This is a genomic window from Mycolicibacterium sp. XJ662 (assembly GCF_053484035.1).
The window spans coordinates 175,994-201,355 of the sequence record NZ_JBEFTL010000007.1 but is presented as its reverse complement, the minus strand read 5'-3'; the positions used below and the strand labels follow the sequence as shown (position 1 = coordinate 201,355).

The 25,362-nt window shown below is 67.8% G+C and carries 32 protein-coding genes; 15 read left to right on the top strand and 17 right to left on the bottom strand.

What is annotated here, in order from left to right:
- The first annotated feature begins 9 nt into the window (after positions 1 to 9).
- A complete protein-coding gene (locus tag ABQE93_RS19215) occupies positions 10 to 1,158 on the top strand; it encodes an NAD(P)H-binding protein (protein ID WP_448409498.1) in 1,149 nt (382 codons plus the stop codon).
- Entirely contained in the window at positions 1,155 to 1,865 is a 711-nt protein-coding gene (locus tag ABQE93_RS19210) for a CPBP family intramembrane glutamic endopeptidase (protein WP_448409500.1), read from the top strand. Before ABQE93_RS19215 ends, ABQE93_RS19210 begins: the two co-directional genes overlap by 4 nt.
- 1 nt (position 1,866) lies before the next feature.
- Here the strand turns inward: ABQE93_RS19210 and tet(V) are convergent, their stop codons facing one another.
- Positions 1,867 to 3,126, bottom strand: a complete 1,260-nt coding sequence (tet(V), locus tag ABQE93_RS19205; protein ID WP_448409741.1) for a tetracycline efflux MFS transporter Tet(V) — start codon at positions 3,124 to 3,126, stop codon at positions 1,867 to 1,869.
- Between the two features lie 86 nt (positions 3,127 to 3,212).
- A complete protein-coding gene (locus ABQE93_RS19200) occupies positions 3,213 to 4,031 on the bottom strand; it encodes an enoyl-CoA hydratase (protein WP_448409501.1) in 819 nt (272 codons plus the stop codon).
- A gap of 89 nt (positions 4,032 to 4,120) precedes the next feature.
- On the opposite strand from ABQE93_RS19200, the gene ABQE93_RS19195 reads away from it, so the two are divergent.
- Genes ABQE93_RS19195 through ABQE93_RS19185 form a run of 3 tightly spaced genes read left to right on the top strand, consistent with a single transcriptional unit; the run spans position 4,121 to position 7,010 of the window.
- Complete coding sequence (locus ABQE93_RS19195; protein ID WP_448409502.1) at positions 4,121 to 5,212, top strand: CaiB/BaiF CoA transferase family protein; 1,092 nt, start codon at positions 4,121 to 4,123, stop codon at positions 5,210 to 5,212.
- Between the two features lie 18 nt (positions 5,213 to 5,230).
- Positions 5,231 to 5,983: a 3-hydroxyacyl-CoA dehydrogenase gene (locus ABQE93_RS19190; protein ID WP_448409503.1), complete on the top strand. Its 753-nt coding sequence runs from the start codon at positions 5,231 to 5,233 to the stop codon at positions 5,981 to 5,983.
- 28 nt (positions 5,984 to 6,011) lie between these two features.
- Complete coding sequence (locus ABQE93_RS19185) at positions 6,012 to 7,010, top strand: NAD(P)H-dependent flavin oxidoreductase (protein WP_448409504.1); 999 nt, start codon at positions 6,012 to 6,014, stop codon at positions 7,008 to 7,010.
- A 75-nt stretch (positions 7,011 to 7,085) separates the two neighbouring features.
- Here ABQE93_RS19185 and ABQE93_RS19180 read toward each other — a convergent pair whose 3' ends face one another.
- Together ABQE93_RS19180 and ABQE93_RS19175 are read right to left on the bottom strand one after the other, a co-directional pair.
- A complete protein-coding gene (locus ABQE93_RS19180) occupies positions 7,086 to 7,217 on the bottom strand; it encodes a hypothetical protein (protein ID WP_448409505.1) in 132 nt (43 codons plus the stop codon).
- A gap of 165 nt (positions 7,218 to 7,382) precedes the next feature.
- Positions 7,383 to 7,919 (bottom strand): DoxX family protein, encoded by a 537-nt coding sequence (locus ABQE93_RS19175; RefSeq protein ID WP_448409507.1) that lies wholly within the window; start codon positions 7,917 to 7,919, stop codon positions 7,383 to 7,385.
- 153 nt (positions 7,920 to 8,072) lie between these two features.
- Between ABQE93_RS19175 and ABQE93_RS19170 the strand changes: the two genes are divergently transcribed.
- From ABQE93_RS19170 to ABQE93_RS19160, 3 genes are read left to right on the top strand one after another with little or no spacing between them, the layout of a single operon-like run.
- Positions 8,073 to 10,364, top strand: a complete 2,292-nt coding sequence (locus tag ABQE93_RS19170; RefSeq protein WP_448409508.1) for an MMPL family transporter — start codon at positions 8,073 to 8,075, stop codon at positions 10,362 to 10,364.
- Complete coding sequence (locus tag ABQE93_RS19165; RefSeq protein WP_448409509.1) at positions 10,361 to 11,038, top strand: TetR/AcrR family transcriptional regulator; 678 nt, start codon at positions 10,361 to 10,363, stop codon at positions 11,036 to 11,038. The genes ABQE93_RS19170 and ABQE93_RS19165 overlap by 4 nt, the downstream gene beginning before the upstream one ends.
- On the top strand, positions 11,022 to 11,654 hold the full coding sequence (locus ABQE93_RS19160; RefSeq protein ID WP_448409510.1) for a class I SAM-dependent methyltransferase: 633 nt from the start codon (positions 11,022 to 11,024) through the stop codon (positions 11,652 to 11,654). The genes ABQE93_RS19165 and ABQE93_RS19160 overlap by 17 nt, the downstream gene beginning before the upstream one ends.
- Positions 11,655 to 11,658: 4 nt before the next feature.
- Here ABQE93_RS19160 and ABQE93_RS19155 read toward each other — a convergent pair whose 3' ends face one another.
- Positions 11,659 to 12,375, bottom strand: coding sequence for an NAD-dependent deacylase (locus ABQE93_RS19155; RefSeq protein WP_448409511.1), 717 nt, complete (start codon positions 12,373 to 12,375; stop codon positions 11,659 to 11,661).
- A 37-nt stretch (positions 12,376 to 12,412) separates the two neighbouring features.
- Here ABQE93_RS19155 and ABQE93_RS19150 point away from each other — a divergent pair, with 37 nt between their 5' ends.
- Positions 12,413 to 12,778, top strand: coding sequence for an Rv1152 family transcriptional regulator (locus tag ABQE93_RS19150; protein ID WP_448409512.1), 366 nt, complete (start codon positions 12,413 to 12,415; stop codon positions 12,776 to 12,778).
- Between the two features lie 13 nt (positions 12,779 to 12,791).
- Here ABQE93_RS19150 and ABQE93_RS19145 read toward each other — a convergent pair whose 3' ends face one another.
- The 3 genes from ABQE93_RS19145 to ABQE93_RS19135 are packed head-to-tail and all read right to left on the bottom strand — an operon-like array spanning position 12,792 to position 14,988.
- Positions 12,792 to 13,634: a class I SAM-dependent methyltransferase gene (locus ABQE93_RS19145; RefSeq protein ID WP_448409513.1), complete on the bottom strand. Its 843-nt coding sequence runs from the start codon at positions 13,632 to 13,634 to the stop codon at positions 12,792 to 12,794.
- A gap of 14 nt (positions 13,635 to 13,648) precedes the next feature.
- Positions 13,649 to 14,164, bottom strand: coding sequence for a DUF1697 domain-containing protein (locus tag ABQE93_RS19140; protein WP_448409515.1), 516 nt, complete (start codon positions 14,162 to 14,164; stop codon positions 13,649 to 13,651).
- Entirely contained in the window at positions 14,161 to 14,988 is an 828-nt protein-coding gene (locus tag ABQE93_RS19135; protein WP_448409516.1) for a class I SAM-dependent methyltransferase, read from the bottom strand. Before ABQE93_RS19135 ends, ABQE93_RS19140 begins: the two co-directional genes overlap by 4 nt.
- Positions 14,989 to 15,038: 50 nt before the next feature.
- Here ABQE93_RS19135 and ABQE93_RS19130 point away from each other — a divergent pair, with 50 nt between their 5' ends.
- The 3 genes from ABQE93_RS19130 (at position 15,039) to ABQE93_RS19120 (ending at position 16,463) form a co-directional block, all read left to right on the top strand.
- On the top strand, positions 15,039 to 15,482 hold the full coding sequence (locus ABQE93_RS19130; RefSeq protein WP_448409518.1) for a PPOX class F420-dependent oxidoreductase: 444 nt from the start codon (positions 15,039 to 15,041) through the stop codon (positions 15,480 to 15,482).
- A 41-nt stretch (positions 15,483 to 15,523) separates the two neighbouring features.
- Positions 15,524 to 15,694 (top strand): DUF5302 domain-containing protein, encoded by a 171-nt coding sequence (locus ABQE93_RS19125; protein ID WP_448409520.1) that lies wholly within the window; start codon positions 15,524 to 15,526, stop codon positions 15,692 to 15,694.
- Between the two features lie 85 nt (positions 15,695 to 15,779).
- Complete coding sequence (locus tag ABQE93_RS19120) at positions 15,780 to 16,463, top strand: DUF1028 domain-containing protein (RefSeq protein ID WP_448409522.1); 684 nt, start codon at positions 15,780 to 15,782, stop codon at positions 16,461 to 16,463.
- A 4-nt stretch (positions 16,464 to 16,467) separates the two neighbouring features.
- On the opposite strand, the gene ABQE93_RS19115 is transcribed toward ABQE93_RS19120, so the two are convergent.
- From ABQE93_RS19115 to ABQE93_RS19100, 4 genes are all read right to left on the bottom strand, one after another.
- Positions 16,468 to 17,637 carry an MFS transporter gene (locus tag ABQE93_RS19115; protein WP_448409524.1) on the bottom strand — a complete coding sequence of 390 codons (1,170 nt, stop codon included), beginning with the start codon at positions 17,635 to 17,637 and terminating at the stop codon, positions 16,468 to 16,470.
- A 46-nt stretch (positions 17,638 to 17,683) separates the two neighbouring features.
- Positions 17,684 to 19,327, bottom strand: coding sequence for a monocarboxylic acid transporter (locus tag ABQE93_RS19110; protein ID WP_448409525.1), 1,644 nt, complete (start codon positions 19,325 to 19,327; stop codon positions 17,684 to 17,686).
- Complete coding sequence (locus ABQE93_RS19105) at positions 19,324 to 19,674, bottom strand: DUF485 domain-containing protein (RefSeq protein ID WP_448409526.1); 351 nt, start codon at positions 19,672 to 19,674, stop codon at positions 19,324 to 19,326. Before ABQE93_RS19105 ends, ABQE93_RS19110 begins: the two co-directional genes overlap by 4 nt.
- Before the next feature lie 114 nt (positions 19,675 to 19,788).
- On the bottom strand, positions 19,789 to 20,085 hold the full coding sequence (locus ABQE93_RS19100) for a DUF732 domain-containing protein (protein ID WP_448409527.1): 297 nt from the start codon (positions 20,083 to 20,085) through the stop codon (positions 19,789 to 19,791).
- 117 nt (positions 20,086 to 20,202) lie between these two features.
- Here ABQE93_RS19100 and ABQE93_RS19095 point away from each other — a divergent pair, with 117 nt between their 5' ends.
- On the top strand, positions 20,203 to 20,787 hold the full coding sequence (locus tag ABQE93_RS19095) for an HhH-GPD-type base excision DNA repair protein (RefSeq protein ID WP_448409528.1): 585 nt from the start codon (positions 20,203 to 20,205) through the stop codon (positions 20,785 to 20,787).
- Here the strand turns inward: ABQE93_RS19095 and ABQE93_RS19090 are convergent.
- Together ABQE93_RS19090 and ABQE93_RS19085 are read right to left on the bottom strand one after the other, a co-directional pair.
- Positions 20,784 to 21,170, bottom strand: coding sequence for a recombinase family protein (locus ABQE93_RS19090; RefSeq protein ID WP_448409529.1), 387 nt, complete (start codon positions 21,168 to 21,170; stop codon positions 20,784 to 20,786). The genes ABQE93_RS19095 and ABQE93_RS19090 overlap by 4 nt on opposite strands.
- Before the next feature lie 97 nt (positions 21,171 to 21,267).
- Positions 21,268 to 21,927 carry a nitroreductase family protein gene (locus ABQE93_RS19085; RefSeq protein WP_448409530.1) on the bottom strand — a complete coding sequence of 220 codons (660 nt, stop codon included), beginning with the start codon at positions 21,925 to 21,927 and terminating at the stop codon, positions 21,268 to 21,270.
- A gap of 48 nt (positions 21,928 to 21,975) precedes the next feature.
- Between ABQE93_RS19085 and ABQE93_RS19080 the strand changes: the two genes are divergently transcribed.
- Positions 21,976 to 22,122, top strand: a complete 147-nt coding sequence (locus ABQE93_RS19080) for a DUF1059 domain-containing protein (RefSeq protein WP_064891404.1) — start codon at positions 21,976 to 21,978, stop codon at positions 22,120 to 22,122.
- 32 nt (positions 22,123 to 22,154) lie between these two features.
- Here ABQE93_RS19080 and ABQE93_RS19075 read toward each other — a convergent pair whose 3' ends face one another.
- Complete coding sequence (locus ABQE93_RS19075; protein ID WP_448409531.1) at positions 22,155 to 23,123, bottom strand: Rv1157c family protein; 969 nt, start codon at positions 23,121 to 23,123, stop codon at positions 22,155 to 22,157.
- Between the two features lie 57 nt (positions 23,124 to 23,180).
- Complete coding sequence (locus ABQE93_RS19070) at positions 23,181 to 23,750, bottom strand: hypothetical protein (protein WP_448409533.1); 570 nt, start codon at positions 23,748 to 23,750, stop codon at positions 23,181 to 23,183.
- A gap of 192 nt (positions 23,751 to 23,942) precedes the next feature.
- Here ABQE93_RS19070 and ABQE93_RS19065 point away from each other — a divergent pair, with 192 nt between their 5' ends.
- Positions 23,943 to 25,100, top strand: a complete 1,158-nt coding sequence (locus tag ABQE93_RS19065) for a mannosyltransferase (protein WP_448409743.1) — start codon at positions 23,943 to 23,945, stop codon at positions 25,098 to 25,100.
- On the opposite strand, the gene ABQE93_RS19060 is transcribed toward ABQE93_RS19065, so the two are convergent.
- Entirely contained in the window at positions 25,081 to 25,362 is a 282-nt protein-coding gene (locus tag ABQE93_RS19060) for a 4a-hydroxytetrahydrobiopterin dehydratase (RefSeq protein WP_448409535.1), read from the bottom strand. The two genes, ABQE93_RS19065 and ABQE93_RS19060, sit on opposite strands and share 20 nt — an antisense overlap.

Here is a 25,362-nt window from a genome sequence, read left to right as displayed (position 1 = left end):
AGCCCTACTGTGAAAAATGTGCGGATCCTGGTCACCGGCGCGACCGGCTATATCGGTTCACGTCTTGTCACGACCCTGCTCGACGAGGGCCACGAGGTCGTCACCGCCAGCCGAAACCCGGCCCGGCTGGCCGGTTTCGGCTGGTACGAGCGTGTCACCGCGGTGTCGCTGGACGCGCACGACGCGGCGTCGGCGCGGCAGGCCTTCGCCGACGCGGGCCCGATCGACGTTGTGTACTACCTCGTGCACGGCATCGGCGAACCCGATTTCCGGGACGCCGACAAGCGCGCGGCGACCAACGTGGCCAACGCCGCCAAGGACGCCGGTGTGCGACGGATCGTGTATCTGGGTGGCTTCGTGCCCGACGAACACGACCTGTCCGAGCATTTGACCAGCCGCGCGGAAGTCGCCGAGGCGTTGCGCGTTGACGGCGGTGCAGATGTGGTGTGGTTGGGCGCGGCGATGATCATCGGGGCGGGGTCGACGTCGTTTGAGATGCTGCGTTACGTCGGTGACCGGTTCCTCGTCATCCCGTTGCCTGCCTGGTCGGCCAACCCGATCGACCCGATCTCGATCCAAGATGTGCTGTACTACTTGGCCGCTGCGGCCGACGTCGACCGTGTGCCCGCAGGCGCCTACGACATCAGCGGTCCGGAGACCACGTCCTACGGCGATCTGATGCGCAGCTATGCGCGTATCGCGGGCAAATGGCGCGCCGAACTACCGGTCGTCGGTATCGATGTCGGCGTGGTGTCGTGGATGACGGCTGCGGTGCTGCCGGTGCCGGGCGGGCTGGCCGCGGATCTCGTTGAGTCACTTGATCATCCGATGATGGCCTCCGATTCGGGGCTGCGTGACATCGTCGGTGAGCCGCCCGGCGGGCTGGTCGACATCGACGAGGCGATCACCCGTGCGCTTTCGAGTCGGCGGCCGATGCCGGTCGATGCGTTGGCCGACCCGCACCATCTGGCCGACACCGACCCGGTGTGGGCCGGCGGTGACACGCTGCGCATCCGCCAACTGGCCCGCACGGTGACACCGTCGATCGCGCGACCCGCGCTCGGCCTGATCGGTGCCGTGCCGGGACCCGTCGCCGCCGCCGTGCGTACCGGCCTCGACACCTTGTTGGGCTTGGTGCCGAAGGCACACACCGCATGACCTCGACCGGCGGATTCCTCAGCGAGGTGCGTGATATCGCCACCACCGTCGCCGTCCCACACAATGAACCGCCGGGGGTGATCCGGCGGCGGCGCATCACCGTGGCCGTGGTGTTGGTGATCGGCGCTGTGCTGCTTGGCTATTCGTTGACCCGGCCACCCGGAGACGAATCGTTCTACTGGCTGACGCTGGCGCTGGCCGCGGTGTGGGCACTCGGCGCGCTGGTATCGGGTCCGTTGCATCTGGGCTGCGTGAACTTCCGCGGGCGCAACCAGCGCCCGGTGATCACCGGTACGGTCGTCGGGTTGGCGTTGGGCGGTGCGTTCGTCGTGGGCGGGCTGATCGCGCGCGAGATCCCCGGGGTGCGCGAATACATCACGCGCGTCCTCGAATTCGCCGATTACGGTCCGTTGGTCTTGGTCGTGTTCATCACGGTCGTCAACGGTGTGGCCGAGGAGATGTACTTTCGCGGTGCGCTGTACACCGCGCTGGGCGGTTTTCACCCGGTGCTGGTCTCGACGGTGCTCTATGTCGTCGCGACATCGGCGACCACTGGGAACCCGATGCTGGGCTTCGCCGCGATCATCCTCGGCACGGTCTGCGCGCTGGAGCGCCGGGCGACCGGCGGCGTGCTCGCACCGATGCTCACCCACTTCTTCTGGGGTCTGGTCATGGTGCTCGCACTGCCGCCGATCTTCGGCGTCTAGCTCACCGCAGCGGGTGCGCGAGCTCGTCGCGGCGCATCCGCGCGGCCCACATAGCGACCGCGGCCAGCAGCGGCGGCGCGATACCGGCCACCAGGAAGATCGTCTGCATGGAAACGACTTTCGACAGTGGTCCGACGATCGCGAACGACACCGGCAGGAACGCCAGCGAGACGAAGAAGTCCAGGCTGGACACCCGGCCCAGCATCGCCCTCGGCACCCGTCGCTGCAGCAGCGTGCCCCAGATGACCATGCCTGCACCGTCGGTGACGCCGATGACGAACGTCGCCGCCGCCATCAACGGAAACGACGAGGTGAAACCAAACACCACCAGCGGTATGGACCCAAGGCCCCACATGGCCATCATCACCGTGAGGTAGCGCCGCGGTAGCCGGCCCGACGAAACCGCCAGCGCGCCAAGGGCGCTGCCCAACCCGAAGAACGCGAGGATGAAGCCGTAGCGGCGCGCGCCGTCGGCGAACCGGTCGTTGGCCACGAACGGCAGCAGCACCTCGATCGGGCCCAACACCACGAGCACGAACATGCTGGCGAACAGCAACGTCCACAGCAGCCACGGCGTGCCGAGCACGAACACGAAGCCGTCGCGCAGATCCCGCAGCACATGCGAATTCTGCTCGGAGGCAACCGGTGACAGGTCCGGGCGGGTCGCGATCAGCAACGCCAGGCCGAGGGTGAACAGGACCGCGACGACCGTGGCGCCCAGTGCCGGGAACGTCGCTCCGATGACGACGCCTGCGACGGCGGGGCCGACGGCGCGTTGAAACACCGGGCGCACCACACCTTCGACGCCGTTGGCGGCGAGCAACTGCTCAGGCGGCAGGATCCGCGGCAGGATCGCGCTGTAGGCCGGGAAGAAGAATGCCGCCGCGCCGCCGAGGGCGGCCGCACCCACCGCCAGATGCCAGATGTGCAGCGCACCAAGCATTCCCAGGGCCGCGATGGTTGACGAGGCGAGCACGTTGACGGCCTGGACCGCGATGATGATGGCGCGTTGCGGCAACCGGTCAGCGGCGATCCCACCCACCAGCACCAACCCGACTAGGGCGGCGCCGAAGCATGTCGTCACCAACGACAGCGACACCGGGTCGTTGTTGAGTTCGATCACCTGCATCGCCAGCACGACCGCGAACATGCCGTCGGCGAAGATCGACAGCGTGACCGCCGCGATCAGCAGCCGGTACTCGCGAAACCGAAACGGTGCGAGTACGCGCCAGCCGCCGGCGTCGCGGACCGGCTGTTTGATGTCGAATTGCGTACTCACCCACAGATGGTCGCCGACGCGTCAGTGCGACGTCCACCGAATTTTTCGGCCACCCGGGCCGCGAGAACTCAGAAGTCAGAGAACTTGGCGGGGCGGCGCTGCTGGAACGCGGTGATGCCCTCGATGAAGTCCGGCGAGGTCAGCAGCGTCAGCTGACCCTCGCGCTCACGCCCCAGCGCGCCTTCGAACTCGGTCAGGGTCGCGGCGTTGATCGCGTGCTTGGACTTTCGTAGCGCCACTGCCGGACCCGACACCAGCGTGGTGAGCATCTCGTCGACCTTGGCGTCGAACTCGTCGGCCGGGTGGACCGCCGACACCAGGCCCCAGTCGTAGGCGTCGGCGGCGGTGATCCGCTCGGCCAGCAGCGCCATCCGGAACGCGCGGATGCGGCCGATCGCGGCGGCCACCAGCGCCGAGGCGCCGCCGTCGGGCATCAGCCCGATCTTGGTGAACGCCAACATGAAATAGGCGTTCTCCGAAGCGAGTACGACGTCGCACGCCAGCGCCAGCGACACACCGACACCGGCCGCCGGACCGTGTACCGCCGCGACGACAGGCTGGGGCAGGTTCACGATCGAGCGGACCGCGCGGTTGGCCGCATCCAGCACGGAGGCCGGACCGTCGACGCTCTTCTGGGCCTGGTCGTCGTCGCCGATGCCGGCGCCCGAACAGAAGCCGCGGCCCGCGCCGCCGAGCCGCACCGCCTTGACGCGCGAATCAGAGGCCGCGGCCTCGAGCGCGTCGGCGATACCGGTCAGCATCGGCCGGGTCAGCGAGTTGAGGCTGTCCGGGCGGTTCATCGTCACCGAGAGCACGCCGTCGGACAGCTCCACCAGAATGTGGTCGCTGCTGGTGTAGGTGTGCACGCTGGAACCCGCGGTTGTCATGGCTGCACCCTAGATCCGGCCCACTTGGTTATACAAGTAAGCTATGTCGGCGGTCGGCAGCATTCGCGCGGATGAAGGGCGGTTGAATTGTGGCTGGACCACTGCATGGGCTCCGGGTCGTCGAACTGGCCAGCATCGGCCCGGGCCCACACGCCGCGATGATCCTCGGGGACCTCGGCGCCGACGTGGTGCGCGTCGACCGGCCCGGCAAGTTGGGCGGCATCCCGAGCAAGAGCCGCGAAGCCACCCTGCGCAACCGCCGGTCGGTGACCGCAGACCTCAAGTCCGACGAGGGCCGCGACCTCGTGCTACAGCTCGTCGCCAAGGCCGACGTGCTCATCGAGGGTCTGCGCCCGGGTGTGACCGAACGGCTGGGGCTGGGTCCCGAGGACTGCGCGAAGGTCAACGAACGCCTCATCTACGCGCGGATGACTGGCTGGGGCCAGACCGGTCCGCGGCGACTGCAGGCCGGCCACGACATCAACTACATCTCGCTCAACGGTGTGCTGCACAGCATCGGCCGGGCGGGGGAGCGGCCCGTCCCGCCGCTGAACCTGACCGGCGATTTCGGCGGCGGATCGATGTTCCTGCTCGTCGGCATCCTCTCGGCGCTGTGGGAGCGGCAGACCTCGGGTAAGGGCCAGGTGGTCGACGCCGCGATGATCGACGGGTCCAGCGTGCTGGCCCAGATGATCTGGGGCTTCCGTCAGGACGGGTTGTGGTCCGACGAGCGCGGGGTCAACATCCTCGACGGCGGCGCGCCCTACTACGACACCTACACCTGCGCCGACGGCCGCTACATCGCGGTCGGCTGTATCGAACCGCAGTTCTACGCGGAGTTCCTCAAGGGCCTCGGCATCGAGGGCGAGGATCTGCCCGACCAGAACGACGCCGGCCGCTGGCCCGAGTTGCGGGCCCGCTTCGCCGAGGTCATCGCCGGCAAGGACCGCGACCACTGGGCGCAAGTGTTCGCCGGCAGCGATGCCTGCGTGACGCCGGTGCTCTCATTCGGTGAGGTGGAGTCCGAACCGCATGTCACCGAACGCAATACGTTCTACCGGGACGGTGACCACCTGCAGCCCATGCCCGCGCCGCGGTTCTCTCGCAGCGTGCTGCCGACCCCGACCCCGCCCGGCCAGGCCGGCGCGGACACCGAAGCCGTCCTGCGGGACTGGACCTAGAGAAGGGAATTCATTTCAGTGGAGATCAAAGACGCCGCAGCCGTCGTCACCGGCGGCGCTTCGGGCCTCGGCCTGGCGACCACCAAGCGGCTACTCGACCGGGGCGCCTCCGTCGTCGTCATCGACCTCAAGGGTGGCGACGTGGTTTCCGAACTCGGTGATCGCGCCAAGTTCGTCGAGGCCAACGTGACCGACCCCGACGCGGTGACCGCGGCGCTGGACGAAGCCGAGAAGATGGGCCCGCTGCGGGTCAACGTCAACTGTGCGGGCATCGGCAACGCGCACAAGACGCTCGGCAAGGACGGCCCGTTCCCGCTCGACGGCTTCTCCAAGGTCATCGAGGTCAACCTGATCGGCACGTTCAACGTGCTGCGGCTGTCGGCCGAGCGGATGGCCAAGACCGAACCCATCAACGGTGAGCGTGGCGTCGTCGTCAACACCGCATCGGTGGCGGCGTTCGAGGGCCAGATCGGCCAGGCGGCCTACTCGGCGTCCAAGGGCGGTGTGGTCGGCATGACGCTGCCGATCGCCCGGGACCTGTCGCGTGAGCTGATCCGCGTCTGCACCATCGCGCCCGGTCTGTTCAAGACACCGCTGCTGGGCTCGCTGCCGCCGGAGGCGCAGGATTCGCTGGGCAAGCAGGTGCCGCATCCGGCCCGGCTCGGCGACCCCGACGAGTACGGCGCGCTCGCCGTGCACATCGTCGAAAACCCGATGCTCAACGGTGAAGTGATCCGCCTCGACGGCGCGATCCGAATGGCCCCCCGATGAGCGCTTGCGCGAAGAGCGAGGAGCACCGATGAGCATCACGACGAAGTTCACCGAGACGTTCGGGGTCGAGCACCCCATCGTGCAGGGCGGTATGCAGTGGGTCGGTCGCGCGGAACTCGTTGCTGCGGTGGCCAATGCGGGTGCGTTGGGTTTCATCACCGCGCTGACGCAGCCGACGCCCGCGGATCTGGCCAAGGAGATCGAGCGGTGCCGCGAGCTCACCGACAAACCGTTCGGGGTGAACCTGACGATCCTGCCGACGATCAACCCGCCGCCCTACGACGAGTACCGGCAGGTGATCGTCGACTCCGGTATCAAGATCGTCGAGACCGCCGGCTCCAACCCGGCGCCGCACCTGCCGATGTTTCACGACAACGGGATCAAGGTGCTGCACAAGTGCACGTCGGTGCGCCACGCGGTCAAGGCGCAGAGCCTCGGCGTCGACGGCATCAGCATTGACGGTTTCGAATGCGCGGGCCACCCCGGCGAGGACGACATTCCGGGGTTGGTGCTCATCCCGGCGGCGGCGGCCAAGATCGACATCCCGATGATCGCCTCGGGCGGTTTCGCCGACGCGCGCGGTCTGGTGGCTGCGCTGGCGCTCGGCGCCGACGGCATCAACATGGGTTCGCGGTTCATGTGCACGGTCGAGTCGGCGATCCACCAGAACGTCAAGGAAGCGATCGTGGCGGGCACCGAGCTCGACACCGAGCTGATCTTCCGCCCGCTGCGCAACACCGCCCGCGTCGCCAGCAACACGGTGTCGCGTGAGGTGGTGGAGATCCTCAACCGCGGCGGGCAGTTCGAGGACGTCAAGGACCTGGTCGCGGGCACCCGCGGCGTGAAGGTCTTCGAGGTCGGCGACCTGGACGCCGGTATCTGGAGTGTCGGCACGGCGATGGGCCTCATCAACGACATCCCCACCTGCGGTCAGCTGGTGTCGCGGATGGTGGCCGAGGCCGAGGAGATCATCACCGACCGGCTGACCGGCATGGTCGAAGCCGACGAAGAAGAAAGTGTGGCGTAAAGCAGGAGTCAGCGAGGGGCCCGCGGTGGGCAAACCGTCACGGCCGACCGCGCCCCTCGCTCGGGGCGCGTGAGGTCAGACCGCGGTGCGCAGCGGCTGGTCGTCGTCGAGCTGCTCGGAGGTGACGCCTTCTACCAGGACATCGCCGTGGTAAAGCGCCTCGAAATCAACCTTGATGACATCAGCACTGGTGTCGTCGATCCACATGTACTGAAGAGTAACCATCACGTCTAAGGATTCATTGAGTCACGATTCGCAATATCGTGGCAATTCTTACCGCCGGGTAGGTTCCGGGGCCTCTTTTCCCGCGAGCAGACATAGAAGGTCCCAAAATGTCCGCCTAAAAGGGCCTTCTGCGTCTGCTCGCCGGGGTTACTGAGCCGGTGCGGTGAAGTGGATCGGGTTCGTCCCGTTGAGCGCGATCCAGGTGGCGACGGCCGCCGCGAACGCCGCGACCAGAAGCCCCACCGCGACCCGCGGCGACCAGGTGGTGCGGCCCAGGACCCGAGCGTCGACCGAATACGCACCCGCGCCGGCGAACAGCAGCGCCGTCGCGCCGATGCCGATCAGAAACGGCACGTTGAACGGCTGCGACCAGAACGCGCCCGCCGAAACGTTGACCGCCCAGGCGTCGAACATCGCCGCGACCACCGCGAACGCGGCCAGCGGGGTCAGCGCGCCGAGGATCAACCCGATGCCGCCCAGCGTCTCGGCGGTGGTGACCATCAACGCAGCCACCGTCGGCGCCCGCCAACCGCCGGCCCCCATGAACTCGACCGTCGTGCCGAAGTCGAAGGCCTTGATCAGACCGGCCTGAAGAATCGCCGCGCCGGTCCCGATACGCAGGATCAACAGGGCTATATCACCGGTCGTAGCGCGCGCTGGTGCGGTCACATCGGTAGTTGTCATGTCGGATACGACTACCAGAAAGCGGTGAATTCATCGCGGTCATCTCCGTGAACGATGCGGGGCAGCCGGACCGTGTCATTTGTGGGTCCATTGACCGATTTTCGCTACCGCTGTTAAGTTATCCGCGTTACAGACCGGACTGGAAGGCGCGACGTGCTGCAACGAATCGCACAATTGGCGCTGGCCGCGCCGCGTCGGATCATCGCCATCACGGTGCTCGTCATGATCGCCTGCGGAATCTTCGGAATCCCCGTCGTCAAGCATCTGTCCGCGGGCGGCTTCGCCGATCCGACATCGGAGTCCGCCCAGGCCAACCAGCTGCTCGTCGACAAATTCGGCCAGGGCGATATGGAGTTGCTGATCAGCGTCGCCGACGACGACGGCGCACTCAGCCCGGCCGCACGGACGGTCGCCACCGATATCGCCGCCCAGCTGCAGGGATCACCGCACGTCGTGCAGATCGTCTCCGCATGGACGGCGCCGGAGCCGGCGACGCCGGCGTTGATCAGCAAGGACGGCAAGACCGGGTTGATCGTCGCCGGCATCACCGGCGGTGAAAGCGGCGCGCAGAAGCACGCCAAAGAACTCACCGACCGGCTGGTGCATGACCGCGACGGGGTCACCGTGCGTGCCGGCGGCGAAGCGATGACGTATGTGCAGATCAACGGGCAGACCGAACGGGATCTGCTGTTGATGGAGTCGATCGCGATCCCGCTGAGCTTCGTCGTGCTGGTGTGGGTGTTCGGCGGGCTGGTGGCCGCCGCGCTGCCGCTGGCGGTCGGCGGGTTCGCGATCCTTGGTTCGATGGCGGTGCTGCGGGCCGTCACCCTCGTCACCGATGTGTCGATCTTCGCGCTGAACCTGACCGTGGCGATGGGGCTGGCCCTGGCCATCGACTACACACTGCTGATCATCAGCCGGTACCGCGACGAGCTGGCCGACGGCGCCGAGCGCGACCGCGCGCTGATCCGCACCATGGTCACCGCCGGGCGCACGGTGTTGTTCTCGGCGCTGACGGTCGCGTTGTCGATGGTCGCGATGGTGCTGTTCCCGATGTACTTCCTCAAGTCGTTCGCCTACGCAGGCGTCGCGGTGGTGACGTTCGCGGCGGTGGCTGCGGTGGTCGTCGCGCCGGCGGCGATCGTGCTGGCCGGCGATCGGCTGGACGCGTTCGACGTGCGCCGGTTGGCGCGTCGGCTGCTGGGTCGTCCCGAGCCGGTGCGCAAACCCGTCGAGCAGACGTTCTGGTACCGCAGCACGAAGTTCGTCATGCGCCGGGCGGTGCCGATCGGCGCGGCGATCGTGGCGCTGCTGCTGGTGCTCGGCGCACCGTTCCTCGGCGCCAACTGGGGCTTCCCCGACGACCGGGTGCTGCCGCCGTCGGCGTCGGCGCGTCAGCTCGGCGACGAACTGCGCAGCGACTTCGCCGTCGACTCGGCCCGCAACGTCACCGTCGTGATACCGGACGCGCGCGCTGTCACACCCGCCGACCTCGACCGTTACGCCCGAGCGCTGTCGCAGGTGCCCGACGTGTCCTCGGTGTCGGCGCCCAGCGGCACGTTCGTGGCCGGCACGCCGGTCGGCCCGCCGTCGGCGCCGACGAGCATCAAAGACGGCAGCGCGTTCCTGACAGTGGCCAGCACCGCGCCGCTGTTCACCGAAGCCTCCGAGGCCCAGCTCGACGCGTTGCGGGCGGTGGACACGCCGGATGGCGCTGCGGTGCAGTTGGCCGGCGTCGCGCAAACCAACCGCGATAGCTCCTCGGCGGTCACGTCGCGACTGCCCCTGGTGCTTGCGGTGATCGCCGGCATCACGTTCATCCTGCTATTCATGTTGACCGGTAGCGTGGTGCTGCCGCTGAAAGCGTTGATACTCAACGTGTTATCGCTGACCGCGGCGTTCGGTGCGCTGGTGTGGATCTTCCAGGACGGCCATCTGGGCGCGCTGGGCACCACGCCGACGGGCACCCTGGTGGCCAACATGCCCGTGCTGCTGTTCTGTATCGCGTTCGGGCTCTCGATGGACTACGAGGTGTTTCTGGTGTCGCGGATCCGGGAGTACTGGCTGCGATCGGGCCGCACACCAGCCGACGTTCCCCCTCTTGCTCCTCGCGTGCGCAATGACGAGAGCGTCGCGCTCGGGCTTGCCAGGACGGGCCGCGTCGTCACCGCCGCGGCGCTGATCATGTCGATTTCGTTCGCCGCGCTGATCGCCGCCGAGGTGTCGTTCATGCGGATGATGGGCGTCGGCCTGACGCTGGCGATCCTCGCGGATGCGACACTGGTACGCATGGCGCTGGTGCCCGCGTTCATGCACGTGCTCGGCCGGTGGAACTGGTGGGCGCCCAAACCGCTGGCCCGACTGCATGCGCGCATCGGCATCAGCGAGTCCGCGGAAGAGCGGGCACCGGCCGACGATCCATCTGAGGTGGTCGGATCACGATGAAACGGCGGCGCGCGCCGCGCGGGTCCGGTGAGCAGTTGCGCGACGAGATCCTCGACGCCACCACGGATCTGCTGCTGGAGACCGGCAATGCCAAGGCGGTGTCGATCCGGTCGGTCGCCCAGCGGGTCGGGGTGACGCCGCCGTCGATCTATCTGCACTTCGCCGACAAGGACGCGCTGCTGGATGCGGTGTGCGTGCGCTACTTCGAGAAACTCGACGAGGAGATGCAGAGCCTGGCCGCCGATGCGCCGTCGGCGATTGAGGTGCTGCGCGCCCAGGGCTTGGCCTACGTCCGGTTCGCCGTGAAAACCCCTGAGCTTTACCGGATCGCGACGATGGGTGAGGGCCGCCCCGGCAGCGACGTCGACATGATGCTGAATACGTCGGCGTTCGTGCACCTGCGCAACTCGGTGGAAAAGCTGATGTCCGAAGATGTCTTCCCCCCCGGGGACCCGGTCGCGCTGGCGCTGCAGTTGTGGACGGTCGCCCACGGGGTGGCCGCGATGCTGATCTCGCGGCCGTATCTGCCGTGGGGTGACACCGAGGAGTTCGCCGACCGCGTGTTGCGGTCGGTAGTCGTAGGCGAAATCATCTCGGGCGCAGTCGATCCCGCGCTCAGTCCGCAGGAATCCATCACCATGTTGAAAGGACTGCTCAATGAGCAACACCGTTGACAACCCGTTCTTTGCGCGGCTGTGGATGTTCATGTCCAGCCATGAGACGGAGGCGATTCAGCGGTTGCGCCGCGAGAACCTTGCCGGGCTCGCCGGGCGGGTACTCGAAGTCGGCGCCGGCACCGGCACCAACTTCGAGTTCTATCCGGACACCGTGACCGAGGTGGTGGCCGTCGAACCCGAGCGGCGGCTGGCCGAGCAGGCGCAGCGCGCCGCGGCCGCCGCACCGGTGCCGGTGACCGTCACCGCCGACACCGTCGAGCACTACGCCAGTACCGGCGCCGAACCGTTCGACGCGGTGGTGTGCTCGCTGGTGTTGTGCTCGGTCGACGAGCCCGAAGCGGTGCTGCGCCAACTGCATTCGCTGCTGCGCCCCGGCGGTGAGTTGCGTTACCTCGAGCACATCGCAGGAACCGGAGCCCGTGCGCGGATGCAGAAGCTGGCCGACGCCACGCTGTGGCCGAGGCTGTTCGGCAACTGCCACACCCACCGCCACACCGAGCAGGCCGTGGCCGGCGCGGGATTTCAGGTGGCCGGCGCGCGCCGCGAGTGGACGTTGCCGACCTGGGCGCCGATCCCGGTGGCGGAGTTCGCGCTGGGTCGCGCCGTCAAATAGGCGCCTAAGAGTCGAGGAGGGCGGGCAGCCGCTGCAACAGGGCGGGCAGCGCGTCGACCGCGGTCTCGCGCAAGGACACCGTGGCGGCGTCCGACAGCGGGGTGCGTTCGGGGTTGACCTCGACGACGGCCGTGCCCCGGGCCAGCGCCATCTCGGGCAGGCCCGCGGCGGGGTAGACGATCGACGACGTTCCCACCACGACGACGATGTCGGCGCCGATGACCGCATCCACCGAACGTTGCCAGGCATCCTCGGGCAGCGCCTCGCCGAACCACACCACATTCGGCCGGATCAGCCCGCCGCACGGACACACCGGCGGCTCGACGGCCTCCACCGGTTCGGGCATTGCGGGCAGGTCGCCCTCGAACGCGGAGCGGCAAGCGTCGCAATGGAATTCGAACAAGCTGCCGTGCAGATGGTAGACCTTGGTGCTGCCGGCCCGTTCATGCAGATCGTCGACGTTCTGGGTGACGACGTGCACGTCGGCGTAGTCCTGCCAGGCCGCGACGGCCAGGTGACCGCTGTTGGGCTGCACCGATTTCATCATGTAGTGGCGCCACAGATACCACGCCCACACCTTCTCCGGGTTCGCGCGCCAACCCTCGGAGCTGGAAATCTCGTACGGGTCCACCTTGGCCCACAGCCCGGTCTCGACATCCCTGAACGTGGGCACCCCGCTTTCGGCTGAGATGCCCGCACCACTGAGAACTGCAACCTGCACATGTCCAAAGTAGCCGCTTTGGGCGATACTGATGCACGTGGCGGGGTTGGCGGAGTGGGTACGCATCGATCACCGCGCCTCCGGCGCCCTGTTTGACCAGCTGAGGACGCAGATCATCGACGGAATCCGCGACGGCAGGCTGCCTGCGGGCACGCGGTTGCCGACGGTGCGGGAGTTGGCCGGGCAACTAGGTCTGGCCGTCAACACGGTCGCGCGTGCGTACCGCGAGTTGGAGTCGAGCGGAATCCTTGAAACGCGGGGGCGGTTCGGCACATTCGTGGCCCGGGTGGATCCCGTCGATGAGGCGATGGCCGCCGCGGCGCACGACTTCGTGTCGGCGGCCAAGGCGATGGGTGTCGGCAAGCCCGACGCCCTGCGCTACGTCGAGGCCGCCTTCGAGTGAGCCGCGGGGTCGGTCAGCCGAACTCCAGCAGTGTGAACACCGGCCGCACCGGATCGAACACCGGAATGCGCTGAGCGCTCCACACCAGCGTGTTGAAGATCTTGCCGCGGCCGGGCGGGATCGGTACATCGTGCACGGCCCGGATACCGGGGATGTCGTGCACCAGGTTCGCCGCTTGCGACGGGGTCAGGCTGAACGGCATCGGCGGCACCCGGTAGCGCAGCGAAGGCCGCAGTAGCCCGCTGCGCGCGGCGGCCGCGAACCAGGCCGGCGGCAGGTCGAACATCATCTGCCCGCCGGGGAACCGGTTGGCGCATTCGGCGATCAGCCCGAGCGCCTCCTCGGGTTGCAGGTACATCAGCAGGCCCTCGGCGGTGACGAACACGCCGTGCTCGGTGTCGACCCGGTCCATCCAGCTGTAGTCCAGCGCCGACTGGGCGGCCATCTGCACCCGGTCGGAGGCGGGTAGCAGCTTGCGGCGCAGTTCGATCATCGGCGGGAGATCCACGGTGAGCCAACGAAACTCATGTCCGACATCGGCGGCATCGAGCCGGTAAAAGCTGGTCTGCAGCCCCTCGGCCAACGCCACCACGGTGGCCTTCGGGTGGTCGCGCAGATAACGGCGGGCATGTCGGTCGAAGGCCAACGCCCGCACCGCCATGTCCTGACGGCGCGATGACCCGAACTTGGCGAAGTCGAAGTCGATGGAATCGACCAGTTGCACGGCCATCGGGTCGTCGAGGATGGAGTCGGGTCGGCGCGCCTCGGTCGCGCGGACCTGCAGGGTCATCAGTGCGGTTTCCGAGACGCCGGTCAACGCGGTGCCGTCGGCCTTGGCGGTGGGTGTGGAGCTCACCTGTCCGAATGTACCTACCGCAGCACTTTCTCGACCGTGCGCAGGTTGCGGGTGGTGGTCGACGACTTGTAGCGCTTCTTGCCCATGGTCTTGCCCATCGCGGAGCCCAGCGTGGCCGACCTGGCCACCTGCCAGTAGATGACCCCGTCGCCGCGGCGGATCTTCTCGGCGTCGCCGGGTTCGAGGCCGGCCAGTTCGTCGAGCACCTGCGCGTCGGTGACGAACGTGATGTAGGAGTGGTGGCCTTCGACCTCACGCTCGAACGGGTACGCCTGCGAGATCGCCCGCACGGTATCGAGGTCGTAGACCAGCACCCAGGCGTCGTAGCCGAACCGCTCGCGCAGCGCCTTCTCGGCGCGCCGCCGCACCGTCGCCTCCTTGGCGGGGCTGTCGAGCAGGACGTTGCCGGTCGCCAAAATCGTTCGGACATTGTCGAATCCGGCATTCTCGAACGCGTCGGCGACGTCGGCCATCTTCAGGTTGACACCGCCCACGTTGACCCCGCGCAGGAAGGCCGCGTAGCGCGTCATGCGCCGAACTCGAGCAGCGTGAGCGACGGCCGTCGGCGCCGGAACTCGCCCAGTCGGTCCAGCACCGGGGAGCCCGCCAGCTTCCACAGGCCGCGCGCGGGCGGCATCGGGACGTCGCGCGCGACGCGTACGCCCGGGATGCGCCCGGCGAGCGCGACGGCGTCGTCGGGGCTGAGCCCGAAGGGCATGGGCGGCGCGGTGTAACGGTCGGAGAGCTTGAGCCCGGTCAGCGCGCGTCGGCTCAGCCACGGCGGCACGGAATCGAACATCATCTGCCCGCCGGGAAACCGCTCGGCGCAGTCGGCGATCAAGCCCAGCGCGTCGTCGGGTTGCAGGTACATCAGCAGACCCTCGGCGGTGATGAACACGCCGTGCCCGGCGTCGACCTGGTCCATCCAACTGCGGTCCAGCGCCGACTGAGCCAGCGCCATGATGCGTTCACCGTGGGGCAGCAGTTCCTTCCGGAGCGCGATGACGGCAGGCAAATCGACTGAATACCAAGTCAACTCGTCGGCGACGCCGGTGCGCTCGAGTCGCCAGAAGCTGGTCTGCAGCCCCTCGGCCAGCGCGACCACCGAGGCCTTGGGATGGGTGGTGAGGTAGTCGCGCGTGGCGGTGTCGAATGCCACGGCGCGCAGCGCGTGCGACGGGTTGGTCTTGCCGAACTTGAGATAGTCGTAGTCGATGGTGTCGAACAGCGCGACCGCCCACGGATCGCGGATCACGCCGTCGGAGCGCTTCGCTTCACTGGCACGGTTGTGCAGCGTCCACAGTGTGGTGGCCGAGACGCCCTCGAGAACGTTGCCGTCGACGGAAGAAGTCATCGCCTTCGATCGTAGAGACGTAGTCGTTCGTAGAGACGTAGGCTCGAACCATGGGACGTGACGTGTTCGACGACAAGCTGTTGGCGCTGATCGGCGGGAACTCGTTGGGAGTGTTGGCCACGATCAAGCGCGACGGACGCCCGCAGCTGTCGAACGTGTCCTACTACTTCGATGCGCGCGCGTTGGCGATCCAGGTGTCGATCACCGAACCGCGGGCCAAGACCCGCAACCTGCGTCGCGACCCCCGGGCCTCGATCCACGTCAGCTCCGACGACGGCTGGGCGTATGCCGTGGCCGAGGGCGACGCGGTGCTCACCCCGCAGGCCGCCACGCCCGACGACGACACGGTCGAGGGGTTGATCGCGTTGTACCGCAACATCGCCGGTGAACATCCCGACTGGGACGACTATCGCCGCGCGATGGTCGACGACCGTCGGGTCCTGATGACGCTGCCGATCTCACACCTCTACGGGTTGCCGCCCGGCATGCGATAAAGCAGGCGACGGCGAACCCCGCGCCGCGCTAGGCTCCTGTCATGGCTGACACGCCGCGCGACGACGACACCAAACGCAAGTTCCGGGAAGCCTTGGAGCGCAAGAACGCCAAGGCCGCCGGCGGCGGCGACCACAAGGACGGCGGCGCTAAGCAGCCACGCGCGCACGGACCGGTCGAGCACCGCCGGGAGTTTCGGCGCAAGAGCGGCTGAGCGCCCGCGCGGCGACGAACAGCAGCGCGACCGTCGGAAGCCCTCAAGTGGGTTTCATGGCCGACGGCATGGGAAGGAGATGGCAATGACCTTCTCCATTTGTGCCTACGACCCCGCAACGGGGCAGCTGGGCGTCGGGGCCATCACCGCCATGCTCGGGGTCGGCAAGCTCGTCTCGCACGCTCGCACCGGTGTGGGCGCGGTGGCGTCGCAGGCCATGATGAACCCGTACCTGGCCATCGACAGTGTCGAGCTGATGGCCGCGGGCCGGTCCGCCCAGGACGCGCTCGACGAAGTGATCGGCCGCGACGACGGACGTGACTACCGACAGGTCGGCGTCGTCGATGTGCACGGAAATACCGCCGCGTGGACCGGCGCCCGAACCGAACGCTGGGCCGGCCACTTGCGGCGCGGCGACGCGGTCGCCCAGGGCAATCGCCTCGTCGGCGTCGAGACGCTCGAGGCGACCGTGGACGCCTTCTATGCGAACGAGGACCTTGACCTCGCGCGCAGACTCCTGCGTGCGCTGCAGGCCGGGGAAGCCACCGGCGCAGACCTGAAGGGCTCGCTGTCAGGTGCGATCTATGTGGTCGACACCGAGGAGTACCCGCTCTGGGATGTGCGCGTGGACCACGCCGAAGACCCGGCGGCCGCCCTCGAGTCGCTGGTCAAGGAGTTTGCGGAAGGGCTTTTGCCGCAGGTACTGAAGTTGCCGACCCGCAAGGACTATGTCGGGCAGATGGCCCGCGAGGCCATGACGGACACCTAACCGCTCACGCGGTAGCGCGATTCTGCACCAGGATCGCGGCCAGGCAGATGGCCGACAGCACCGCGACGGCCACCGCGAAACCCACTCCCGCGGTGCGCAATCCCCAGGCATCGGCGGCCAGACCTTCGCCGACCACCGGCAGCGAGATCGCCACATAGCCGACGACGAAATAAGTCGAGTTCACCTCGGCGCGACGGTCCGCCGGGGTGCGCTCGGCGATCGCGGCGAGCCCGCGGCTGAACGCGATACCGTGGCCGACGCCCGAGATCAGCCCGGCGGCGATCAGACCGAGCAGCGATGAAAGGCCAAGCGCGCCAGCCAAAGTGACCATGCCCACGATCAGGATCACGCAGCCGATCGCCACCGCGCGCTGCGGTTCCATACCGCCGACGACCACCTGCGTCACCGCCGACGCGATGAAGATCGAACTGGCGACCAGACCGGCCACGGCGCCGTTGTCGATTCCGGCGACGTCGGCGACGAACGCCGGCGCCACCGCCATGAACAGCCCGGTCACCGCGAAACCCGCGAACCCGGCCAGCGCGGCGATGAGAAACACCGACCGCACCTCGGCGGGCACCGACAACCGCTGCACGCCGAGCCGGCCGGTGCGCTCCGACGTCTCGGGCGCGATCAGCACGGCGGCGCCCGCCAACAGCGCGAGCACGATGTGCACGACGAAGCTCAGATGCAGTGGTCCGGGCGCGTATTCGACGAGTACGCCGGCCACCACCGGCCCGGCGCCCAGCCCGCCGATGTTGGCGATCGTCGCGACCGCCGCCGCCCTGGTCCGCCAGTTCGGCGGCGCCGCCTCGATCACCGCCGCGGTCGCCGTCCCGGTGAACAGCCCCGCCGACAAACCCGACAACACCCGGCCCACCGACAGCACCGGCACCGAGTCGGCCACCAGGAACACCGCGGCGCTGGCCACTGCGGCCCCCACCCCGGCGAGCAGAATCGGCCGCCGCCCGATGACATCGGACCAGCGGCCGAACGCCACCAGCGCGAACAGCACCCCACCCGCGTACATCGCGTAGATGACGGTGGTGGTCAACACCCCGAAACCTAGCCGCTCGGCGTAGTGCGAATACATGGGCGTGGGCATCGTGGTGCCGAGCATGATGGCCGCGAAGGCATAGGCCAGCAGCGGGAACGCGAATCGGCCGCTAGTCACGACGGGAAGCAACTGCGTGGGCCGCAACGCTATTCCAGTGCGCCGATTAGTGGGTCACCGCCTTCTCGGCGCCGACGCCGGTCAACGTGCGCACCTCGAACTCGGCGTTGATCTGCGGGTCGCCGCGGTCCTGCGAGGTCAGCGTGCCGACGATGCCGAGCGCGAACGCCAGCGGAATCGACACGATGCCGGGGTTGGCCAGCGGGAACCACGCGAAGTCGACGTTGGCGAGCATCGCCGTCTTCGCGCCCGACACCGCGGGGGAAAAGATGATCAGCACGATGGTCGAGATCAGCCCGCCGTACATACTCCAGAGCGCTCCGCGGGTGTTGAACCGCGGCCAGTAAAGCGAGTACAGGATCGTCGGAAGGTTGGCGGCGGCGGCGATGGCGAACGCCAGCGCGACCAGGAACGCGATGTTCTGCTCGGCCGCCAGGACGCCGAGGCCGATCGCCAGGATGCCGAGCACCACCACGGTGATCCGCGAGACCCGCACCTGCTGGCGTTCGCCCACTTCGTCATCGCCGTGGCTGCGCAGCACGTTGGCGTAGATGTCGTGCGCGAACGACGTTGCGGCGGTGATGGTCAGCCCGGCGACCACCGCCAGGATCGTGGCGAACGCGACCGCGGAGATGACCGCGAGCAGGATCACCCCGCCCAGCTCGAAGGCCAGCAGCGGGGCGGCCGAGTTCTGCGCGCCGGGTGCGGCCAGGATGACATCGGGCCCAACCAACGCCGCGGCGCCGTAGCCCAGCGCGAGCGTGAATAGGTAGAACGCGCCGATCAACCAGATCGCCCACACCACCGAGCGGCGCGCCTCCTTCGCCGAGGGCACGGTGTAGAAACGCATCAACACGTGCGGTAGCCCGGCGGTGCCGAGCACCAGGGCCAGCGCCAGCGAGATGAAGTTGATCTGCGACGTCAGCGAGGCGCCGTACTGCGCGCCGGGAGCCAGCACGTCGCGGCTGGCGACGGCTTCGTTGGCGGATCCCGACACCGCGGACTGGGCGGCGCCGAGGATCGACGAGAGATTGACCCCGAATTTGGCCAGCACCATCACGGTCATCATCGCGGCGCCGCCGATCAGCAGGACGGCCTTGATGATCTGCACCCAGGTGGTGCCCTTCATGCCGCCGATCAGCACGTAGAGGATCATCAGCACGCCGACGACGGCGATCACCACGGCCTGGCCGAAGTCGCTGGACACATTGAGCAGCAGCGCCACCAGACCGCCGGCGCCAGCCATCTGCGCCAGCAGGTAGAACAGGCAGACGGCCAGCGTGGTGGTGGCTGCGGCCAGGCGCACCGGCCGTTGTCGAAGCCGGAAGCTGAGCACGTCGGCCATCGTGAATTTGCCTGCGTTGCGCAGTAATTCGGCCACTAAAAGTAGCGCCACCAGCCAGGCCACCAGGAAGCCGATGGAGTAGAGGAAGCCGTCGTAGCCGTAGACCGCGATGGCGCCGGCGATGCCGAGGAAGCTGGCCGCCGACAGGTAGTCACCGGAGATCGCGATGCCGTTCTGCGGTCCGGTGAACGACCGGCCCGCGGTGAAGAACTCCGTCGCGGTGGCGTTGCGTTTACTCGCCCTGATCACGATGTAGAGCGTCACCGCGACGAACAGGGCGAAGATGGCGATGTTGGTGACGGGGTTGCCGACGGCCGCGGCCTGTGCCAGCACGTCGACGTTCATGCGGCGCCACCCTCGAGTTTGGCGGCGATGGCCTCGGCCCGCGGGTCGAGGTCGCGGTTGGCGAACCGGACGTAGATCCAGGTGATGACGAACGTCGAGACGAACTGGCCCAGCCCGATCAACAGGCCGACGTTGATGTTGCCCCACACCTTGATTGCCATGAAGTCATGGGCGAACGCCCCCAACAGCACATAGGCGGAGTACCAGACAAGAAACAGCGCGCTCATCGGAAACACGAAGCGGCGCAATCTACTTCGTAAATCGGCGAATTCGGGGCTGGCCTGAACGGCAAGGTAATCGTGGCCGCTGATCGGTGTCACTCGCGGCGTGTGGTGGGTCTCGGGCAAGGCGGCTCCTGACCTCGATGTGCAGATGTGCGTGCGCCAGCCTATGAGACGTGCGTCACACTCGCCTGTTTCCCGCACGATCTGTCGCCCAAACCTCGCGGGAGCGCGTTTTGCCTACTGAACGGGGCAGGCGTACTTTCTGGCCACGTCGAACACCCGCTCCTGGGCTCCGGGGCCGATGACCCCTTGCGCGGCCATTTCCAAATCGATGAATCCGGGTAAACCGCCGACACACGCCTGGTGGGCAACTCGCCAGGCGGTGTCCGGGTTGAAGTGATAGCCGTTGCGTTCGAGGCCCTGCATGTATTCGTCGAACGCCGGCGTGCCTTGGTCCGGTATCGCTTGAGCCGGGCCGGCCAACGCGAGAGCGGCAACGACCGCGGCGACCAGAGGTGCGATCACCCGTTTCATGTCCGTCTCCTAGTGGGGTATGCACTTTTATCGCCTTACGATCGCACAGCGCAGCGATATGAGTTGCCGGTTCATCGCGGCCGGTCACTCGCACCCGGGTCGTCCTAGACTGGGAGCGTGGCGAAACTGCAGCTAGTACAAGATCCTGCGGCCGATGCGCTGCTGGAGTCCAACCCGTTTGCTTTGCTGGTGGGCATGTTGCTCGATCAGCAGTACCCGATGGAAGCGGCGTTCGCCGGTCCGAAGAAGATCGCCGACCGGATGGGCGGCGAGCTCGACCCGCATGAGGTCGCCGCCTACGACCCCGAGAAATTCGCCGCGCTGTGTTCGAAAACCCCTGCCGTGCACCGGTTCCCGGGATCGATGGCCAAACGGATCCAGGCGTTGGCGCAACTCATCGTCGACCGCTACGACGGTGACGCTGCCGCAGTGTGGAGCGCCGACGACCCCGACGCCGCGGAGGTGCTGAAGCGGATCAAGAGCCTGCCGGGCTTCGGCGAGCAGAAGGCGAAGATTTTCCTGGCGTTGCTGGGCAAGCAATACGGGGTGACGCCGGACGGTTGGCGCAAGGCCGCGGGCGACTACGGCAAGGATGGCTCCTACCTGTCGATCGCCGACGTGGTCGATGCCGGATCGCTGGAGAAGGTGCGCACCGCCAAAAAGCAGGCCAAAGCCAAGGCCAAGGAGCAGGCCAAGGGTTAGTCTCGCGCCCCGAGGGCTTCGGCGTCCAGTGCGGCCAAGGCCGTGATGATGCTGGCGACCACCCGCCCGGTCGTCGTACCGGTGTCCAAGCCCTCCTTGAGGGTGCGCAGCCTGATTCCGCGGTCGGTGAGGTTGGCGATCGTGCGGGTCACCTCTGCGGTCGAGATGCCCAGCCGATCCAGCGCGACGACGATGATCGTGTCGCCCGAGCGGGCGTAGCTCAACATCGCATGCAGACCCGCACGAACCCGGTCGGCCGATTCGGACAACGTGTCGGTGAACACCCGGCGGGGGTCGACGCCCGCGTCGGAGAGCGCCGCGAGCTGACCTTCGAGCTTCTGCCCGACGGCGCTTGCTGTGGCGTAGCCCAGCATGCAGGTCACCTAGACAAGGTCTCATGGCAAACGGCGGATGGGAACCAGACGCGCTCATCGAGTCGGCTCGGCAGCCGAACTGTGACCCGTTATCAACCTGGGTTGGCTACGGCCCCAGCGGTTCCCCGTCGAAACGCTCCCGGGTGGCGATCTCGGACACCGGTCTGCGGCTGAGCTTGCTGAGTTGGCGGGTCGGCTTGCCGAGCGGCAGCAGCGCGGCAACCGCATAGTTGTCCGGGATGCCGAGCAACTCCCGGACACGGGGTTCCTCGGCCACGGCCGCCGTGGTGAGGACACCGCCGTAGCCCTCGTTGCGGGCCGCCAGCAGGATGTTCCAGACGAACGGGTACACCGACGCGCCCGCGATCAGGCCGACGCGGTCCAGGTGCTGGTCGAACGCCGCGACCACGCCCAGGTCGACACACACCACCAAGACGACGTCGGCGCCGCGCAACGGCGATGACGTCGGCACCTCGACCGCGGCGATGGTCTCCTCGTCGACGCCGGTTGGCTGCAACGCATTCCACGGGCTCTCCCCGTGCCTCAGCTGAGCGATGTAGCGCTTGGTCCCGGGAACCGTGCATTCGATCAGCGATTCGCGCGTCTGGGGATCACGCACCGCGATGACGCGGTTGCCCTGCCGGTTACCGCCGCTCGGCGCGAACCGGGCGTTGTCGAGGATGCGGACGAGCACGTGATCGGGCAGCGGATCGCCGGTGAACTCGCGAACGGCAAACGTTGAGCGCATGACGTTGTAGAGGTCCATGCTCTCCATCTTTACGTCGCGTATACCGACCTATGCCATGGTGATCATATGAAGACGCATCTGAACTGCCCGTGCGGCGAAGCGATCACCGGTAAGGATGAGGACGATCTGGTCGAGCAGGCGCAGGCGCACCTCGCAGACAAGCACCCCGGCCTCGAGTACGACCGCGACGCCATCCTCTTCATGGCCTACTGACCCCTTTCCAGGGTCAACCGGGTCAAGCGGCGTTACGGCACCACCGTGGAGCCGATGGTCGGCATGAACTGACACTGCTTCTCGGTCGTGGTGACCTGACCGAAGATCGTCGAAAGAACGCTGCCCGAACCGGTGTCGACGATCGCGGTCAGCGTGGTCGGGCCCTCCGGGTTGATGTCGGCACGCGGCTTGAGCGTCGCGCTGCCCGACTTGCCGGTGCTCAGGTTGACCCAGGTGACGTTGAGCGGCAGTTTCTGTTCGGCCGCCGGACCCGGCGTGCCGACCGCGGTGAACACATAAGCGGTCTGGCCCGGTCCGGGACCCGGCGTCGGAATCTTGGCGGGTCCCGCCACCGAGATCGCGGTGGCCAGTACGGTTCCGCCGTCCTTCATGCACCCATTGCTGATCGACGGATACATGAAGTCCTGTGTCGGCGGCGCGTCCGGACCGAACGCCGGACCCGAGGCGGCTGCCGGAGCGGGCGGTGGCGCAGCTTCGGGTGCAGGCGCAGGCGCAGGCGCGGGTGCGTGTGCGACGGGCACGGCCTCCGGGGCAGGTGCGGGGGCGGGCGCAGGTGCGGCTTCCGGCGCCGGCGCAGGCGCCTCGACCGCTTCCGGCACCGGCCCGACGGCATGAGCCGGGTTCACGCCCGCGGGCAGATGGGCCTGCGTGCCGGGCACAGCGCCGGGCGCAGGCACATGCGCGACGAACTCGTTGACGGCCGTCGCGACATTGCGCGAATCGGCCGGGACCACCGCATCGCCGGCGAACACAGCCGCGGCGGCCATCAACGTCGACGCGGCGTTGGTCGGATCGGACGCCGCCTGCTGAATGGCCGGGCCGATACTCTGCACCGCCGACAGGCCGGGTGCCTGCAGCCCGTCGGTCGGCGGCGGCGGTGCGGGTTGCGCGTTGGCTACACCGGCCACGCCGCCCAACAGCAGCGTGGCCGATGAGCCGATCGCGACGGCGACGGTAGCGAACATCGTCCTAGATGACATGGCTCCCCCAAGGTGTGCTGGTCGTGGTCTGGTCGCGAGCTAGCGTCGCCGTCGCCGTCAGGGCAGCGCCGAGAGTGGGGTGAACACCGGCGGCAGGCTCGTGCCGGGCGCCGGGGCCGCTGGGGCCGCCGGAGTCCCCGGCACGGTAAGCGCCGGTGCGGGAGCCGCTGCTGCCGGTGCCGAGTTCGGCGCGGGCAGCAGGTTCACCAACGGCGTGCCCTCCGGCAGCAGCGACGCGAGGCTGGTGGGGATGGTGGTCAGCAGGTCTTGCGGCGGGGTCGCCGTGCTGACCGCAGGCGCCGCAGGCGCAGCAGCCGGCATACCGGGCAGCGACGTAGGAGGCTGCGGCAGGGTCACCGAGGCCGTCGCCGACGGCGGAGTGGCGGCCGGCGTCGCCGCGGCCGGTGCCTGCGCGGCGCCGAGCAGGGATGTGACGCCCTGCATGAGCTGCGACGCGGCGGCCGGGTTGCTGGCGAGCTGCTGGATGAACGGGATGCCCGGCACGCTCGGGGCGGGTGCGGGCGCGGCGGGTTGGGCTCCGGCGGAGGCGCTGAACGCAAGTGCCGCGGCAACCGCTCCTCCTGCGGCAATCATCGAGGTCGTGAGTGCTTTTCCGATCTTGTGCATGGTGTTTCCAATCCGTTGTAGGCACGCCTCCGCCCGAAGCTAGGCCTGTTACAAGTGAGACTCGTGTGACACGTGGGGCGGTTATTCAACCGTTACGGATGCGAAGGGTTTTGGTGACCACGGTCGGCCGCTGGTTAGAGTCGGCGGATTGACGTCGAAAAGGGTGCGCCCGTGCCACTGACCGCGACGCGCATGGCTGACCGTGTGGCCGCCGCGGGGCCGCTCCTTCTTCTCCTCAGCATCGCCGCGCGGCTGGCGTGGACTTACGTGGTGCCCAACGGCGCGAACTTCGTCGACCTGCACGTGTACGTCGGCGGGGCCGGAACGCTGGACGGGCCCGGCGCGCTCTACGACTACGTCTACGCCGAGCAGACGCCCGATTTTCCGCTGCCGTTCACCTATCCGCCGTTCGCGGCGGTGGTGTTCTACCCGTTGCATCTGCTGCCGTTCGGGGTCGTGGCGTTCGTCTGGCAGCTCGGAACCATCGCGGCGCTGTACGGCGTGGTGCGGATCAGCCAGCGGCTCTTGGGTTTCGACGACCGGCGCATCGCCATGCTGTGGACGGCCGTCGGCATCTGGACCGAACCGCTGCGAAGCACGTTCGACTACGGGCAGATCAACGTGCTGCTGGTGCTGGCGGTGCTCTACGCGGTCTACAGCACCCGATGGTGGCTGTCGGGACTGCTGGTCGGTCTGGCCGCCGGGATGAAGCTCACGCCCGCGATCTCGGGGCTCTATTTCGTCGGCGCCCGGCGCTGGGGTGCTGCGGTGTTCTCGGCGGTCGTTTTCTTTGCCACCGTTGGCGTTTCGGCACTGGTGATCGGTGGCCCGACGCGGTACTACTTCACCGAGCTGCTTGGCGACGCCGATCGGGTCGGCCCGATCGGCACGTCGTTCAACCAGTCGTGGCGCGGCGGCATCTCGCGCATCCTCGGTTACGACGCGGGTTTTGGGCCTGCGGTGCTGATCGCGGTCGCGGCAACGTTGGTGCTGGCGGTCTTCGCATGGCGCGCGATCGGCGGGGCATCCGACCGGCTCGGCGCGATCCTGGTCGTGCAGTTGTTCGGCCTGCTGCTGTCGCCGATCTCATGGACGCATCACTGGGTGTGGCTCATTCCGCTGATGATCTGGCTGCTGCACGGCCCGCTGCGCGACCGCCTGGGCGCGCGGATCCTGGGCTGGGGTTGGCTCGTGTTGAGCCTGGTCGGGGTGCCGTGGCTGCTGAGCTTCGCGCAGCCCAGCATCTGGGACATCTCCCGGCCGTGGTACCTGGCCTGGGCAGGCCTGGTCTACATCGTCGCGACGTTGGCGACGCTGGCGTGGATCGCAGCTAGCCGACGATCCCGTTGATCTCGCGGGCCATCTCGACGTCCTGTTCGGTGATACCGCCCGCGGAATGGGTGACCAGCGCGAAAGTCACGGTCCGCCAACGGATATCGATATCCGGATGATGGTCCTTCTCCTCGGCCTTCTCGGCGACGCGGCGCACCGCGTCAATACCCTCGAGGAAGGCGGGGAACTTGATCGAGCGGCGCAGCGCCCCGTCGGCTCGCTCCCAGCCGGGAAGGTCGGGCAGTGCGGCGTCCACTTGTTCGTCCGTTAACACAGCCAT